The following is a 14,334-nucleotide window of genomic DNA, read 5'->3' as shown; positions in this document are numbered from 1 at the left end:
TCTTTTCATCTACAGTAACAACAGAGGTGTCTGTTAATCAACTAGAGGCTTTTGAGAATATTGTTCCAATTGATCTCACTTCCATATTTACAGGCTATAGCCTTCTCCCCGCTGTTACCGGTACTAAGAAACAGACTGGTGCTTGGGACGGAGCCGGGCAAACACGAACAGTACTTTTAGCGGATGGCAGTTCAGTTCAGGAAATGCTCACTAAATACGACCTCCCAAATTATTTTAGTTACAACGTAAGCCATTTTACGGGTATTTTGCGGTTGCTTACAATCGAAGCCGATGGGGAGTGGTGGTTTAGCAGTACACCATCAGGCGAAACGCATATCGAGTGGCGATATGCGTTTAAAGCGAAATCTTTTCTTACTGCCCCATTGCTATGGTTTATCTCAAATATGCTTTGGCGGGGCTACATGCAAAAGGCTTTGCAACTATTAAAGGCACAACTATTAGAAAAAAACATTAGATAGAATACCTAAAAAATAGCAATGAAACAAGGGAAAGGGAAAATTATGGAAGATAGAAGGGCCTTTTTAAAGAAAAGCACCACCTTAGCGGCAGTAGGCTTGTCATGCTCTACCCTGCCGGGATGTGTCCATACGCGAACCATTCGCGCCAAAGTTCCGATGAAAACCAAAAAAACAGAAAAAGCCCTTGTCCTTTGGTACAGCCAGACAGGCTATACGGCCAGAAACGGCAGGTTACTGGCCAAGACCTTGGAAATTAATGGAATAAAAGTGACTTCTTCTGAAATAAGGCTTTTTGATAAAAAAGGGATAAACGACTTTGACCTGATCGTTATGGGCTCCCCTGTTTTCTATTATGACACCCCTATGTTTGTTAAAAATTGGATAGCATCCCTTCCCGCTTTAAGGGGGACACCGGTAGCGACCTATGTGACCTTTGGAGGCCCGGAAGGGAATCAACACAATGCGGCTTGTTCCATACTTGAACAATTAGCAGAAAAAGAGGGTGTCCCCATTGGAATAGATTCGTTCATGAATATGGCATCCTATCCTCTGGCCTGGTCTGAAGAACAAGTTTCAGAAAAAACCTGGATGAGCCGGCATCTTCCAAATGAGGAAACCTATGAAAAAGTGCGTCAATATGCCAGGGAATTAATCAACCGGGTTGCATTGGGAAAGCCGGTCGAATTCTCCAAAAAGCTGACGTTAAGAGAAATTTCGACTTATTTAGGGCCGGTCTGGTGGACCAAGCAACTGGTTAAAAACCATATCCTTTTTAAGGAAAAATGCATTAGATGTGGAACGTGTGTCGCAAAATGCCCGGTCAATGCCATTAACCTATCCAATTATACCATCAACACAGAATCCTGTGTACTTTGCTTTGGCTGCATTAATAACTGTCCGGTCCAGGCGGTCAACATGGAATACAATGGGAAAAAAGTGATGGGCTATAACGAATTCATGAAACGAAAGCATTTGAAAATAAAAGAACCGGAAGAATTGATCGACCACCCATCAGACCATAAGCTGACTTGATTACCGGCTTTTGCTCCAGGGCGCCGTTCCCTGGGTCAATCCTGATTCCGACAAGTCAGGGTGGGATTTTGAGGCTCCCCAAGGCCGGGGGATCAAAATAAAACATAGCAGAGACCAGGGAATCCACAAAACTGGTCCAAGAGACAAAATATTTTGGTTTACAAGCGGGCATTCTTGGAATAGATTGGGCAGGTTTAGTGCAAAAATAAAGTTCCAAGTTTCAAGATGCAAGTTCCAAGTGTAAGAAGCCTTAACCCTTGGACTTTGGGCCCTGGACCTTGGACCTTTTTCATGTTTGGAGATGACCATTATGAAAGAAGCCACTCAGCCCATAAATCCCTCCCAGCCTGATCCTCTGGACGATCTGTGTATCAACACCATCCGTATGCTGGCCGTCGATGCGGTCCAAAAGGCCAATTCCGGCCATCCCGGCATGCCCATGGGGGCCGCGGCCATGGCCTACGTCCTTTGGCCCCGATTTTTAAAACACAACCCCGGGAACCCTCTTTGGCCGGACCGGGACCGCTTTGTCCTTTCTGCCGGCCACGGCTCCATGCTTCTTTACAGCCTCCTTTATCTCACTGGTTACGACCTGTCCTTGGAAGATCTGAAGGCCTTCCGGCAGTGGGGAAGCAAGACTCCGGGCCATCCGGAATATGGACATACCCCCGGTGTGGAAACCACCACCGGTCCCCTGGGACAGGGATTTGCCAACGGCGTCGGACTGGCCATGGCCGAGCGCTTTTTAGCGGCCCGCTTTAACCGCCCGGATTTTTCCATTGTGGATCATTATACCTATGCCATTGTCAGCGACGGGGACCTGATGGAAGGGGTTTCCCATGAAGCCGCTTCCCTGGCCGGGCATTTACAGTTGGGCAAGTTGATCTACCTCTACGATGATAATCATATCTCCATCGAAGGCAGTACCGACCTGGCTTTTACCGAAGACCGGCTGACCCGGTTTTCGGCCTATGGCTGGCAGGTCCAAAAGGTGGATGACGGTAACGACCTGAAGGCCATTGCCGAAGCCATCCGGCAGGCCCAGACCAAGACAGCCCAGCCATCCCTGATCGCCGTACGCTCCTGCATCGGCTGCGGGAGCCCCAATAAACAGGACACGTCCGGGGTCCATGGGGAGCCGTTGGGAATAGAAGAAATCCGCCTGACCAAGGAAAACCTGGGCTGGCCCTTAGAGCCGGCCTTTCATGTGCCGGAAGAGGCCCTGGCCTTTTTTCGGCAGTCCGTCGGGACCGGTGAAAAAAGAGAAAAAGAATGGCAAAAGTTATTTGCCGCTTATGAAAAGGCCTATCCTGAAGAGGCCGAAGCATTTAACCGGATCATGGCCGGAAAGCTGCCCAAGGGATGGGACCGGGAGATCCCTATCTTTCCGGTTGATTCCAAAGGCCAAGCCACCCGGGCGGCCTCCGGGACGGTGCTCAATGCCATTGCCGCAAATGTTCCCCATCTGATTGGTGGTTCGGCTGATCTGGCCCCTTCCAATAAGACCATGATCAAAGGCACAAAAGATTTCCAGGCCGGAAGCTATGATCAAAGGAACATCCATTTCGGGGTCCGGGAACACGGTATGGGCGCCATTATGAACGGGTTGGCCCTCCACGGCGGGATCATTCCCTACGGCGGCACCTTCCTGATCTTCTCCGATTACATGCGACCGGCCATTCGATTAGCGGCGATGATGGGTTTGAAGGTGATCTATGTCTTTACCCATGACAGTATCGGGCTGGGGGAAGACGGTCCTACCCATCAACCGGTTGAACAATTGGCCGCCTTAAGGGCCATACCCAATTTGACGGTCATCCGGCCGGCCGATGCCAATGAAACGGCCGAGGCCTGGAAAATGGCCCTGGAAATCAAAACCGGACCGGTGGCCCTGGTCCTGACCAGGCAGAACCTCCCCACTATGGATCGGACGGTGATGGCCCCGGCCGAAAATCTGGTTAAAGGGGCTTATGTGCTCTATAAGGCGGGGGACCGGCAACCGGATTGCTTTTTAATGACTACCGGTTCGGAGGTGCCCATAGCCCTTGAAGCCGGCAAGAAATTGAAGGAAAGAGGAGTTAATTCCTGGGTTATCAATATGCCCAGTTGGGAATTGTTCGATCGCCAGTCCGGGGAATACCACAACCAGGTATTGCCGCCGGAGGTCAAGACCCGGGTGGCTATCGAAGCCGGAAGCCCTTTCGGCTGGCATCGCTTTGTCGGGGAAAAAGGGGCGGTCATCGGCCTGGACCACTTCGGTGCCTCGGCACCCTATAAAACCTTATATGAAAAATTCGGACTCACGGCCGATCAGGTGGTTGAAAAGACCTTGGAGCTTTTAGCTTCTTAAAATAACTATTTTTACCACCAAAATCCGGAGCGTAATCCATGGGTCTTTCAGGATCAGGAGAAGCAAGAGAGTTCAAGATATTGATTGTGGAGGATAATGCCACCTTCCGGCAGGCCTTTAAAGAAAACCTCCAATTAGTGGGCCCTGATATCATTATCCAGGAGGCCGTAGATGCGGAGGAATGTTTGGAAAAGGCAGAGGCTTTTCGTCCCCACCTGATCTTTATGGATATCCGGGTGCCCGGAGAAAGCGGCCTTTCCCTCACGAAAAAAATCAAGGCCCTTTATCCTGCAATACAGGTCATCGTTATGTCGAGTTATGATAACCTGGAATATCAGGAAGCGGCCTTGCAGTTCGGAGCAAGCCGTTTTTTAACCAAGGACACTTTGACTTTGGCCAGGATCAAACCATTGATCCTGGAGGACACCCTTTCCCATTCCTGATCTTTCGCTGGTCAGGGGGCAATAAACCGGCCAATCGACCTCATTATTTTTGACATCTAAAAATAATACGGATATGGAAAACGCCGAGCCCAATCAATATCATTTTCGAGACCTTCACCCGGACATTTACCTCGGAACGACCTCGGACCGTTATGCCGGATGGATCGGCCAGATTTATTCAAAGGAGCACTATGCCGGAAGGATAAACCGCCGACCCAAGGTTGTGGGGGGAAAAGCGTATATTGAAGAGGTCCTTCCGGTCGACAGTGTGGAGGAATATTTCCAACATTTCCGTGTTCTCGAAATCGATTATACCTTTTACCGATTGCTTACCGAGGAAGATGGAACCCCGACCCAGAATTATCATGTACTGAGGCACTACCGCCGGCATATCCACGATAACGATGCTGTTATCCTCAAGGTTCCTCAGATCGTTTTTGCTCAAAAGCTTCGCCGGGGAACTGAATATATCCCCAACGAGGCCTACCTCAACCCAAAAATATTTACCCGACAATTTTATAAACCGGCCCTGGAAGTATTGGGAAAACCGCTTACCGGCTTTATTTTCGAACAGGAATATCAGAGAAACCAAGACCGGCTTCCGGAAAAGGAAATGGTCCGATCTCTTGAGGCATTTTTTGAAGCCATCCCCAAAGATCACCGTTACCATACGGAGATTCGAACTGGATCTCTTTTAATACCGTCTTTCTTCAGGGTCCTTGAAAAACATGGGGTCGGGCAGGTCCTTTCCCACTGGACCTGGCTCCCCCCCCTTCGAGAACAATTCGCTAAAACCGGCAACAAGATTCTCAATGCCGGTCGGGTTTTGGTTATCCGGCTGGTTACGCCTATCGATATGCGCTATGAAGTGGCCTACGAAAAGGCCCATCCCTTCGATAAAATGGTTGAAGGAATGCTTCAGCCGAAGATGATCGAAGAAACGACCCAATTGATGCATCAGGGGATAGAGAAGGGGGTTAAGGTGATGGTCCTGGTCAATAATCGAACCGGGGGAAATGCCCCCTTGATTGCCCAGGCGATTGCTGAAAAATTTCTTTCCCCATGCTAAGTCCTTGGCCCCATCCATGAGCAGGAACCCCTTGTGTTTAAAGCCGGCCCGAAATGATTACCCCTAACCCCAATCCCAGGCGCAAATAAAGCAGGACCATTAAAAGCAGGGCAAAAAAAACCAGCACCGCAAAATCGATCCGCTGCATACGGGGTTCATAGTAAAAAGTCCGTTTGGCTCTGGGATCGAAGCCCTTGGATTCCAGGGCCATGGCTAAATAGTTGGTGTGGTGAATGGCGTAAATAAACAAGGGGACGGCCTGGGGGATGAACTTGCCCATCCGTTTAAAGATACTTCCGGATTCCAGGTCCAGGCCCCTGGAAACCTGGGCCTGGATGATGGTCGCTCCGGCGCCTACGAAGGTCGGGACCAGCCGCAGGGCCGTGGACAGGGCGAAGGCCAGGGGATAGGGGACACCCAGATGGATCAGACCATTGGTCAATTCTTCATTTCGGGTGGTGGAAAGAAAGATCAAGCCGATTCCGACGAAAGTGGACAGACGCAGGCCCATGGCCAGGCCATAAAGGACCGATTCCCGACTGAGAATGAAGGGTCCCCAACCCCACCAGCGGGTCGGCCCGGGCACAAAAAAAGGCCATAACAGGGAACTGAAAAGAATGAGCAACAACAGGATGTAGCGCAGTTTCCAGAAATTGGGCAGGGCCTTGGCCCTGAAGGCAACTAAAAGAACCCCGACGCTGATGCCGGCTACATATATGGGATGATTAAAGCACAAACAGATGCCGAAGAGGATCAGGGCAGAAATCAGCTTGGTCCTGGGGTCGAGACGGTGGATGGGAGTGTCCTGATCTAAATATAGAAATATATTCATCCCTTAATTTCCTGAACGATCTGTTCCAAAGTGAGACCTTGGAGGCCCAGCCGGTTGCTCAACTGAACCAGGGGAGGCGGAGATAAAGAGGCTTCGGCCAACTGGGATTCTTCGGCAAAGATATTGCGAGTAGACCCGTCCAGGATAACGGCCCCTTCTTTTAAGACGATTGTTCGGCTCGCATATTCTGCTGCCACCCACATGGAATGGGTGATGATGACTATGGTATGCCCTTTTTGATTTAATTGCTCAAGTAAGTGCATCATACGGCGTTGATGAACGTAATCCAGGCCGGTGGTCGGCTCGTCCAGGATGATTACCTGAGGTTGCACAGCCAAGACGGAAGCCACGGCCACCCGCTGCCTTTCTCCCTTGGTCAGGGTAAAAGGTATCTTTTTTTCATATCCCCGCAGCTCGACCACTTCCAGGGCCTCGGTGACCCGTTGCCGGATGACTTTTGATTCGGCACCCAACATCTTCAAGCCAAATCCTATTTCTTCTTCCACGGTCCGGGCAAATATTTGATGGTCCGGATTTTGAAAAACATACCCCACCTTTCGGGCCAAGGCTTTGTGGTCGTAGGTGGTGATGGGTTTTCCTTCAACCCATACTCGGCCGGTCAAAGCCTTTAACAATCCGTTAAAGTGTTTAGCCAAGGTAGTTTTACCCGAGCCATTTTGACCCAGGAGGGCGATAAACTCGCCGTCATGAATGGTCAAGTTTATTCCTTTAAGGGCCTTTTTTTCGCCGAAGGGATAGGCATAGGTCAAGTCTTCGGCTTGCAGGATTACCGGGTCTTGGATCTGGTCTAAGGTTTCGGGCCGGTAGGCCGGGGTTTGATTTTTTATCAATTGATGCCCTTCGATAAGGGTCAGAGCCTGGTTCAGGGTCAAGGGTAGACCCGGCCAGTCCAGGGCCATAAAAAGTTCAATAAAACTGGGGGGTTTAACGCCGCAGGCTTTCAGGGCAGGCAGATCGGTTAAAATCTCTATGGGATGGCCTTGGGCGATTAGTTCACCTTCCCGCATCAACCAGACCTGATCCGCTTCCAGGGCCATTTCCGGTTCAGGAAGCACCATCAGGAGGGTCCGTCCCGCCTGGCGCAGACTGTGGGCTAATAACAAGACTTCGTTAGCGCCCTTGGGGTCCAGATCGGTGGTCGGTTCGTCCAGGACCAGGATGTCCGGTTCCATGGCTAAGACCGAGCCAATGGCCAGACGCTGTTTCTGTCCGCCGGAAAGGGTAGCCGGCTGTCTTTGGCGGAAAGGTTCCAGACCGATGACCCCAAGATAATGCTGAATACGCTTTTCTATTTCCGGACGCTGAAGACCGTGGTTCTCAGGCCCGAAGGCCATTTCCAATTCCACGTTGGTGGAAAACAATTGGGCCTCAAAGTCCTGGAGGGACAGACCTACCGTATGAGAGAGTTGGGCCACCGACTGGATCGCCGCTTCTTTCCCTTTTAACAGAACGCGGCCCGAATAATCGCCGCGGAAAAATTTAGGGATCAGGGCATTGAAGGTATAACACAAGGAGGACTTGCCTGCCCCGCCATGGCCCATGATGCAGACAAAGGACCCATCCTCTATCCGGGCCGAGATGTTTTTCAGGGCCGGTTTATTCTTCCCGGCATAGGAAAAGGTCAAACCCTCGATGGAGACGGCGATGCTCATGATAATAGCGACAAGTGACAGATGACGAGTGACGAATTATTCAGAGTAAGAAGCCTCCGATCAGGATGAACAGGGTGGAAATCCAACCCAGGGTACTCACCGGAAGATCGGTCCACAGGCCTCCGAAGAGGCCGAAAAGGGAGGCCCCGGTCACGAGCCAGGCCCCTAAAGGACCGGTCAGGGGTTTGCCTTGATCGGCCGGCTCCATGACCTCGGTCCAATGGAGACGGAGATGATCCTTGACCAGTTTAAACACCGAGGATAGCAGAATGATACCGATAAACCCGCCGATGGTATTGTTGACGGTGATAATTTTGACCAAGACTCGGTAAGGGACGATGCCCAGGAAATCGACAAAGATACTGATGACCACGGCACAGGCCGCGGCAGTGACAAAGGCGATCAGGAAATAGGTTAGCCAATTGCTCCAGGATCGGGAGTCCCAATCCATCGATTTTTGATGAAAGGGGATTAGAGTCGTCCAAAGGGTATAGGGGAGATAGCCTAAAAGAAAATTGCCCACAAATCCGGCCAGGGAAGAAGGCCCTATGGTGCCGCCGAAGATATCGCCGATCAGATTGCCGATGGCCGAACCCCAGGCCCCGGCCGGTCCGAACATAAGTCCGAAGGGCATGGGGAAGATGTTTCCTACCCGGACTTCGGTGATACCCGGAATGAGGGGGATGGCGGTTTTAAAGGCCAGCAGAGCCGCACTGTAAATGGCCGCACAGACCGCCGTCAGGATGATCATCCGGGTGTTTCTCCACATGGTAAAGACGGCTTTCATAGCTTAACCTTTCTTGGCTTAAATGAGGCTATAGGCAATAGGCCAGGGGCAATGGGTTAGCTTTTTCCCCAATCCTTGTTTGCCTTTCCCCTGTATTATTCTATTTTCGAACTAAGCGCTCATACCCGGGTCGGGCACTACGAAGAATGAAAATGTCTTTCGCCGACCCCCGATCCCTGACCCCCGATCCCTGAACGTTATTTTCGTATTAAACCCTCATGCCCCCTGGGGGCACCACGAAGCATGAAGATGGTTTTCTCCGAACTCCGAACTCTTAACTCAGAACTTTTTTTCCTATTAAGCCTTCAAATACTGCATAGTCCCGTCCTGAATGACCGCCACTTTGGCTTCCCCTGGAAATTCCTTTTCCAAAAGGGCCAGGCACTCCGGCCAGGATTTGACAAAGACGGCGTCATCCACATGGCAGATGAGATCCAGGCCGGTCCGGTCGGGATGGGGGGCCAGGACGATCAATTTTTTCGTCAAGGCCTGAATAGTCCCTTTAGGACGGAGTGTATACTGGCGGCCGCCGTAATCCGTTCCCCAAGCCCGGAATACGTAATGGGGGACCTGCCCTTCCGGGGCATCGGAGATCAAAACCACCACCCCTTCCTTTGGTTTCTGGGCCTGCAAAGAAAGGAGCAGGGCAATGGCCGACTCGTTGGCCTTGGCATAAGAATTACCAATCACCAGATCATAACCGGTGACATAGGGAATCCCGTAATGCGCCTTTCCTTCCTCGGCTCCGGCGGCGTGGGTGGCCCGAAACGGGCCGGCATAGAGATTGGTAATCTCCCCCCGGCGGTTGACCAGACAATCCACCTTAAAGTTTAAACCCACCGCATCACCGGCGGCATCGCACTCGGCCCGCATGATGTTATTTTCGAAGTTCCCTATTCCAGTCCGCGTTTCGTCCCGGCACAATTGATTATGGAATTGGTTGATGGTTTCCATCCCGGCCACCCCCGGGAGGATCAGTTTGGCCCCCCCGCCGAACCCCACATGAACATGGGGGGTGATGCAGCCCAGACCGATTTTCAGGTCGCAAGACATAAATTCCCGGTTAAACCAGAGTTCCACCCCGGTCGGGGTCCTTCCGACCCGAAGGGTGTTCTGGAATGGATCGTGGTTGTACACCGCATAATTCTCGACGATCGCTTCCCCTAATTTTTTCCGGGCGTTGATCATGTCGTAGGCCCCATGCCCCCCCAGGGCCCAGATAAAGCGGATCTGGTCCTTCTTCAGGCCGGCCCGATGCAGGGCGGCCACAATATGAGGGGCCACATCCTTGACCGGCGTCGGCCGGGTCATATCGTCAAAGACGATAACCGCCTGGTTTTTCCCCCGGGCCAATTCTTCCAAGGCAGGGCCTTCGATGGGGTGATCGATCTTTTCTTTTATTTCCTGATGAAGAAGGCCGGGCTTTTCGAAGCCGGGCGAGTTAAGGTTGTGGACCTCCCAACGATCCGGGAAAGTCAGTTCCCGCTCCTGGTTTTCATACCAGAGCCGGGAGGGGACGGAAATTTTTTGCATGACTTTTGCTCCCTTTCCTTTATAGAAGCCCGGCCGGGCACTTTTTATAATTACATCTTTCGTAACAATTTAGCCTTTGAAAATTTGAGCTTGAGAAAATTCTTAAAAAACCGTCACATCTTCAACAGTTCCCTGGCCGAAACGACCCATAGTTTCCGCAGCCAAATCCAACCCTTCCTTTATAAACCGGGCCTCTACGCCCGGAACCGCATAGGCATAAAAAAGAACCCGGGAGGTGGTTTCCCTGACTCGGGTTTTTTCATCCGCCCCCTGGCAAAGGACGCAAACGATCTCCTTTTCATCCCGCAGGACGATTTCGTCGGCTTTCAGTAAAAAATCCCTTCCCCCCATACCGTGGCCTATTTCCCCCTCTCGGGTAATGTCCAGGGTTAAGGCCCCTTCAAAGCAATCGAAATCCGTAACCGCCACCAATATCCCGGCACACATTTCGGCCATGAAATGGGTATCCACCATCAGATTATAACGGGGGAAGCCGCTCTGGACGGTTCTTTTGAGATGTTTGGGCAGGGGACATTCGTATCCGAAAGAATGAAAAAACCGGTCATACAGGGAGATCCGTTCGTTAATCCCGGCCAGGGTTTCCCTCTTGCGCATCTTCCGCAAGAGGCCCCGTTTATATTCGTCAAACCCCTGGGGATTAATGGGGTTTTGGCAATCAGAGATCAGGGTCAGCCCAAAAGGTAAACCGGGATAACGGGCTTGATAGGGTTTAGAAATAGAAAAAGGAACCCCCATAATATTTTACCTTGACTCCTTTAAATTCGTATTTATCTTTTTTGTATACATCAAAAATTTAAGAAAAGGGAATCAAAAATTTAGAAATGGGGGCTTGACAAGACATTAAAAAGGGATTATTTAGTTAATACTATGAACGATATTGAAAACAATAATCCTAAAATCACCCAATATCAAGCCTCCCGACTCAAGAATCTGATCGAAGAAATTAGTTCCTGCTGCCAGGAGAGGGTAGTCTTTCAGGCCAAAAAATTCAACCTTACACCGGCCGAACTGCGCAGCCTGCTGCTCTTTAAGCATGAACGGTATTTGACCGTCACGGCCATAGCCCAAAAGTTAGAGGTGGCCAAAAGCCGGGTGACCAAGATCCTCGACGGTTTACTTAAGAAAAAAATGATCCACCGTATCGATGATCCGGAGGATGCCCGTATTAAATTGATCAGCCTTACCCCAGCTGGAAAGAAAAAAACCAAAGATATCCAAGAGTTTATGACTGAACTGCACCACCATTTGGTTTTAACCCTGAAACCGGAAGATAGAAAATCGGTCCTTACCTCTTTGGAATTGCTGCGGTCTTCCATGGAGGCAGTCAAGGAAAGGCTGCTATAGATTTTCAGGTATTTTTAATTAACACTATTAACAAATAAACCCTAATTGGAATTCCAGGAGGAATAAGATGAAGGAAGAAATAGAAAAGCAAATGGCCGACCTCAAGGCCCAGGTAGACTCGCTAAGTCAGAACCAGCCGGAAAATAAAATCTCCATGATTGTTTTCAGCGGCGATTTGGACAAGGCCCTGGCCGCCTTTGTCATCGGCACCGGCGCCGTGGCCATGGGTATGGAAGTGGTGATGTTTTTTACCTTTTGGGGCACCCCGCTTTTGAGGGATAAACTAAAGAAAGTAAAGGGAAAAGATGTCATGGGTGCCATGTTTGGGGCCATGTTACCCAAAGGGACCGGAGAAGTGAAATTATCTAAGATGAATATGGCCGGCATGGGCACCACCATGATGAAATCCTTGATGAAAAAGAAAAACGTCGCCTCCCTGGAGCAGATGATCGAAATGGCCGGAGAATTGGGCATCAAGATCTTTGTCTGCGAAATGTCCATGGACTTGATGGGCTTTAAACGGGAAGAGATGATCAGTTATCCGGATATGACTTATTGCGGAGTGGCCAAGTTCCTGGAACAGGCCATGGAAAGCAAAATCCAGTTATTCATATAAGAAGAAGGAGAAATAAAAATGGAAGAGATTAAAGTCGACAAAGTAATGGATCTGAAAGGATTACCTTGCCCGATGCCGGTGGTTAAAGTCAGCAAAGGGATAAAAGAGGTCCAGGTGGGTCAGGTTATTGAGGCCATAACGACCGATCCGGGGGCCTTGGCCGATTTTCCGGCCTGGGCCAGGACCAGCGGCAATGAGATCCTTAAAACCGACCAGGGGGATGGGGTTATTAAGATCTACATTAAACGAAACAAATAACCCGTTCGCCATCCTGTCCGGTCCCTCCCCTTTCCCGGGGAGGGGCTAAGGAGGTTTCTATGCAAACCGTTTATTATCTGATTCTGGTGCCCATGGTCTATCTGGCCTTCCTGGTTTTTATCGCGGGCACGATCATCCAATGTGCGCGGATCTGGCGCACGGCCAAAAATCCAACCACCTTACAAGTATTCCCGGAAAAGAAACCCAATTGGCTTTGGGCCTTACACGATAGCCTCCTGATGCCCACTATTCGGCGTCATTATCCCCTGCGTTGGATCATTCTGATGATTTTTCACCTGGCCCTGCTGCTCCTGATCATCGGTCATTTGGAACTTTTTAAGGGGTTTACCTTTTTTCAATTCTGGGCCCATGAGATTTTTCTGGGAAAAGGTTTTGTCGGTCTGGTCCTGTCGATCATTCTGCTCTACCTCCTTTTCCGTCGTTTTCACTCCCCAACCCGGGAGTTATCCGTCCCGGAAGATTATTACCTGCTGATCCTGCTCTTTTTGACCGTGCTCTTCGGTGCCGAAATGGACTGGGCCAGGCGGTGGTATAACTACGGGGAATTGTCGCCGGGAGACTATCAGACCTATATGACCGGTCTTTTGGTTTTTAAACCCGAGCTGCCCGGGGCCGTCTATCAGACCGGCCATTCTTTTATGCTGGTCTTGCACGTCTTCTTCGCCAACCTGTTTATCATGCTCTTCCCTTTCAGCAAGGTTATGCATTCCATTTTCAGTGTCCCCATGAATAAATTAAGGAGGGGGTAATCATGGATCTGCAAACTCAAAACGACCTGTTAAAACTTTTTGATTCCAAATTGAATCAGGCCATGAAGTTTTATCTGGAGACCTGTACCCGCTGCGGGACCTGTACCGAGGCTTGCCACGTCTATGCCTCCATGGGCCAGAATAAATACATCGCCTACTACCGGCATGAAATCGTCCGCCGGCTCTATAAAAAATACTATAAAGGCCGGTTGAACCCCACAGCCTTCCTCGGGGAATCCAAGGAATTGACCGATATGGCCATGGAGGAGCTCTATGAGGCCGCCTATTCCTGTACGGGCTGCCGGCGTTGCATGGTCTTTTGCCCCTACGGCATCGACACCCAGATGCTCATGTCCATTGCCAAGCTCCTGTTGGTCGGAAACAAATCGGAACCGGAAATCCTGTCCATGCTGGCCGACATGTCCATTGAAAAGGGCAAATCCCTGGAAATGTTTAAAGAAGGTTTTCTTTCGGCCATAAAGAACCTGGAAGACCAGGTGGTGGAAAAGTGGAAGTCCGAGGCCGGGTCGACCCCCATCCCGGTGGATCAGGAAGGGGCCGATATGCTTTATGTCGCCCTGGCCGGGGCCCATTCGATTGTTCCGGCCGCGGCTATTTTTAATGCCGCCAAAGAGAACTGGACCTTGAGTTTTTTTGAAGCCGTCAACTTCGGGGCCTTTCTCGGAGACCCTTCCCGTACCAGGCTGATCCTGGATCGCATTGTCAAGGAGGCCTTGCGTCTTAAGGTTAAAGAGGTCTGTGTCTGCGAATGCGGCACGGCCTTTCGGGTCATGAAACAGTTGTCCGGAAAACAGCCTTTCAAAGTCAGATCCATCACCGAGGTCCATGCCCGCTATCTACGGGAAGGGCGGATAAAACTGGACAAGAATAAAATTAAGGACCCCGTTACCTATCATGATCCCTGCCAGATCGCCCGCAATGCCGGGGTGATCGACGAGCCCCGCTATATTTTACAGCATCTGACGGCCGATTTTCGCGACCTGACCGAGGATGCCCGCTATAACTGGTGCTGCGGCGGCGGGGGCGGATTGGTCGCCCTGGGCGAAGACAATCTGGATTTCCGGATGAAATCGGCCAGGGTCAAGGTGGATCAGGTCAATAAAACC

15 protein-coding genes are annotated in these 14,334 nt (G+C 50.7%); 10 read left to right on the top strand and 5 right to left on the bottom strand.

Features of this window, described 5'->3' with window-relative positions:
* The 5 genes from HY879_13270 to HY879_13250 all read left to right on the top strand — a co-directional run.
* The coding region (locus tag HY879_13270; GenBank protein ID MBI5604313.1) for an SRPBCC family protein at positions 1–479 on the top strand (479 nt) is incomplete at its 5' end.
* A 42-nt stretch (positions 480–521) separates the two neighbouring features.
* A complete protein-coding gene (locus HY879_13265) occupies positions 522–1,511 on the top strand; it encodes a 4Fe-4S binding protein (protein MBI5604312.1) in 990 nt (329 codons plus the stop codon).
* A 310-nt stretch (positions 1,512–1,821) separates the two neighbouring features.
* Positions 1,822–3,861: a transketolase gene (gene tkt / locus HY879_13260; protein ID MBI5604311.1), complete on the top strand. Its 2,040-nt coding sequence runs from the start codon at positions 1,822–1,824 to the stop codon at positions 3,859–3,861.
* A 38-nt stretch (positions 3,862–3,899) separates the two neighbouring features.
* Positions 3,900–4,304: a response regulator gene (locus HY879_13255; GenBank protein ID MBI5604310.1), complete on the top strand. Its 405-nt coding sequence runs from the start codon at positions 3,900–3,902 to the stop codon at positions 4,302–4,304.
* 73 nt (positions 4,305–4,377) lie between these two features.
* A complete protein-coding gene (locus tag HY879_13250; GenBank protein MBI5604309.1) occupies positions 4,378–5,373 on the top strand; it encodes a DUF72 domain-containing protein in 996 nt (331 codons plus the stop codon).
* Positions 5,374–5,410: 37 nt separating this feature from the next.
* Here HY879_13250 and HY879_13245 read toward each other — a convergent pair whose 3' ends face one another.
* The 5 genes from HY879_13245 to HY879_13225 all read right to left on the bottom strand — a co-directional run bounded on the left by HY879_13245 (position 5,411) and on the right by HY879_13225 (position 10,954).
* A complete protein-coding gene (locus tag HY879_13245; protein MBI5604308.1) occupies positions 5,411–6,205 on the bottom strand; it encodes an energy-coupling factor transporter transmembrane protein EcfT in 795 nt (264 codons plus the stop codon).
* Positions 6,202–7,878 carry an ATP-binding cassette domain-containing protein gene (locus tag HY879_13240; GenBank protein MBI5604307.1) on the bottom strand — a complete coding sequence of 559 codons (1,677 nt, stop codon included), beginning with the start codon at positions 7,876–7,878 and terminating at the stop codon, positions 6,202–6,204. The genes HY879_13245 and HY879_13240 overlap by 4 nt, the downstream gene beginning before the upstream one ends.
* A 40-nt stretch (positions 7,879–7,918) precedes the next feature.
* Positions 7,919–8,665, bottom strand: a complete 747-nt coding sequence (locus HY879_13235; protein ID MBI5604306.1) for a QueT transporter family protein — start codon at positions 8,663–8,665, stop codon at positions 7,919–7,921.
* 297 nt (positions 8,666–8,962) lie between these two features.
* Positions 8,963–10,198, bottom strand: a complete 1,236-nt coding sequence (locus HY879_13230) for a DUF2088 domain-containing protein (GenBank protein ID MBI5604305.1) — start codon at positions 10,196–10,198, stop codon at positions 8,963–8,965.
* A gap of 102 nt (positions 10,199–10,300) precedes the next feature.
* On the bottom strand, positions 10,301–10,954 hold the full coding sequence (locus HY879_13225; GenBank protein MBI5604304.1) for a hypothetical protein: 654 nt from the start codon (positions 10,952–10,954) through the stop codon (positions 10,301–10,303).
* 132 nt (positions 10,955–11,086) lie between these two features.
* On the opposite strand from HY879_13225, the gene HY879_13220 reads away from it, so the two are divergent.
* The 5 genes from HY879_13220 to HY879_13200 all read left to right on the top strand — a co-directional run.
* Entirely contained in the window at positions 11,087–11,563 is a 477-nt protein-coding gene (locus tag HY879_13220; protein ID MBI5604303.1) for a MarR family transcriptional regulator, read from the top strand.
* Between the two features lie 67 nt (positions 11,564–11,630).
* The gene (locus tag HY879_13215; protein ID MBI5604302.1) at positions 11,631–12,179 is read left to right on the top strand and encodes a DsrE/DsrF/DrsH-like family protein; all 549 of its coding nucleotides are present in this window, start codon (positions 11,631–11,633) and stop codon (positions 12,177–12,179) included.
* 27 nt (positions 12,180–12,206) lie between these two features.
* Complete coding sequence (locus HY879_13210; protein MBI5604301.1) at positions 12,207–12,437, top strand: sulfurtransferase TusA family protein; 231 nt, start codon at positions 12,207–12,209, stop codon at positions 12,435–12,437.
* Between the two features lie 59 nt (positions 12,438–12,496).
* Positions 12,497–13,207 (top strand): respiratory nitrate reductase subunit gamma, encoded by a 711-nt coding sequence (locus HY879_13205; GenBank protein ID MBI5604300.1) that lies wholly within the window; start codon positions 12,497–12,499, stop codon positions 13,205–13,207.
* 2 nt (positions 13,208–13,209) lie between these two features.
* Positions 13,210–14,334: (Fe-S)-binding protein (locus tag HY879_13200; protein ID MBI5604299.1), on the top strand; the 1,125-nt coding region annotated here is incomplete at its 3' end.

This window comes from Deltaproteobacteria bacterium (assembly GCA_016219225.1).
Classification (GTDB): Bacteria; Desulfobacterota; RBG-13-43-22; order RBG-13-43-22; family RBG-13-43-22; genus RBG-13-43-22.
Note: the sequence above shows the minus strand (reverse complement) of the source record. Positions and strands in the feature narration are given on the sequence as shown.

What these genes read in the sequence shown, in the direction of transcription:
- HY879_13230 (MBI5604305.1), bottom strand. Translation starts at nt 10,198, where the DNA reads ATGCAAAAAATTTCCGTCCCCTCCCGGCTCTGGTATGAAAACCAGGAG.
- HY879_13255 (MBI5604310.1), top strand. Translation starts at nt 3,900, where the DNA reads ATGGGTCTTTCAGGATCAGGAGAAGCAAGAGAGTTCAAGATATTGATT.
- HY879_13235 (MBI5604306.1), bottom strand. Translation starts at nt 8,665, where the DNA reads ATGAAAGCCGTCTTTACCATGTGGAGAAACACCCGGATGATCATCCTG.
- HY879_13205 (MBI5604300.1), top strand. Translation starts at nt 12,497, where the DNA reads ATGCAAACCGTTTATTATCTGATTCTGGTGCCCATGGTCTATCTGGCC.
- HY879_13225 (MBI5604304.1), bottom strand. Translation starts at nt 10,954, where the DNA reads ATGGGGGTTCCTTTTTCTATTTCTAAACCCTATCAAGCCCGTTATCCC.
- HY879_13215 (MBI5604302.1), top strand. Translation starts at nt 11,631, where the DNA reads ATGAAGGAAGAAATAGAAAAGCAAATGGCCGACCTCAAGGCCCAGGTA.
- HY879_13245 (MBI5604308.1), bottom strand. Translation starts at nt 6,205, where the DNA reads ATGAATATATTTCTATATTTAGATCAGGACACTCCCATCCACCGTCTC.
- HY879_13240 (MBI5604307.1), bottom strand. Translation starts at nt 7,878, where the DNA reads ATGAGCATCGCCGTCTCCATCGAGGGTTTGACCTTTTCCTATGCCGGG.
- tkt (MBI5604311.1), top strand. Translation starts at nt 1,822, where the DNA reads ATGAAAGAAGCCACTCAGCCCATAAATCCCTCCCAGCCTGATCCTCTG.
- HY879_13250 (MBI5604309.1), top strand. Translation starts at nt 4,378, where the DNA reads ATGGAAAACGCCGAGCCCAATCAATATCATTTTCGAGACCTTCACCCG.
- HY879_13220 (MBI5604303.1), top strand. Translation starts at nt 11,087, where the DNA reads ATGAACGATATTGAAAACAATAATCCTAAAATCACCCAATATCAAGCC.
- HY879_13265 (MBI5604312.1), top strand. Translation starts at nt 522, where the DNA reads ATGGAAGATAGAAGGGCCTTTTTAAAGAAAAGCACCACCTTAGCGGCA.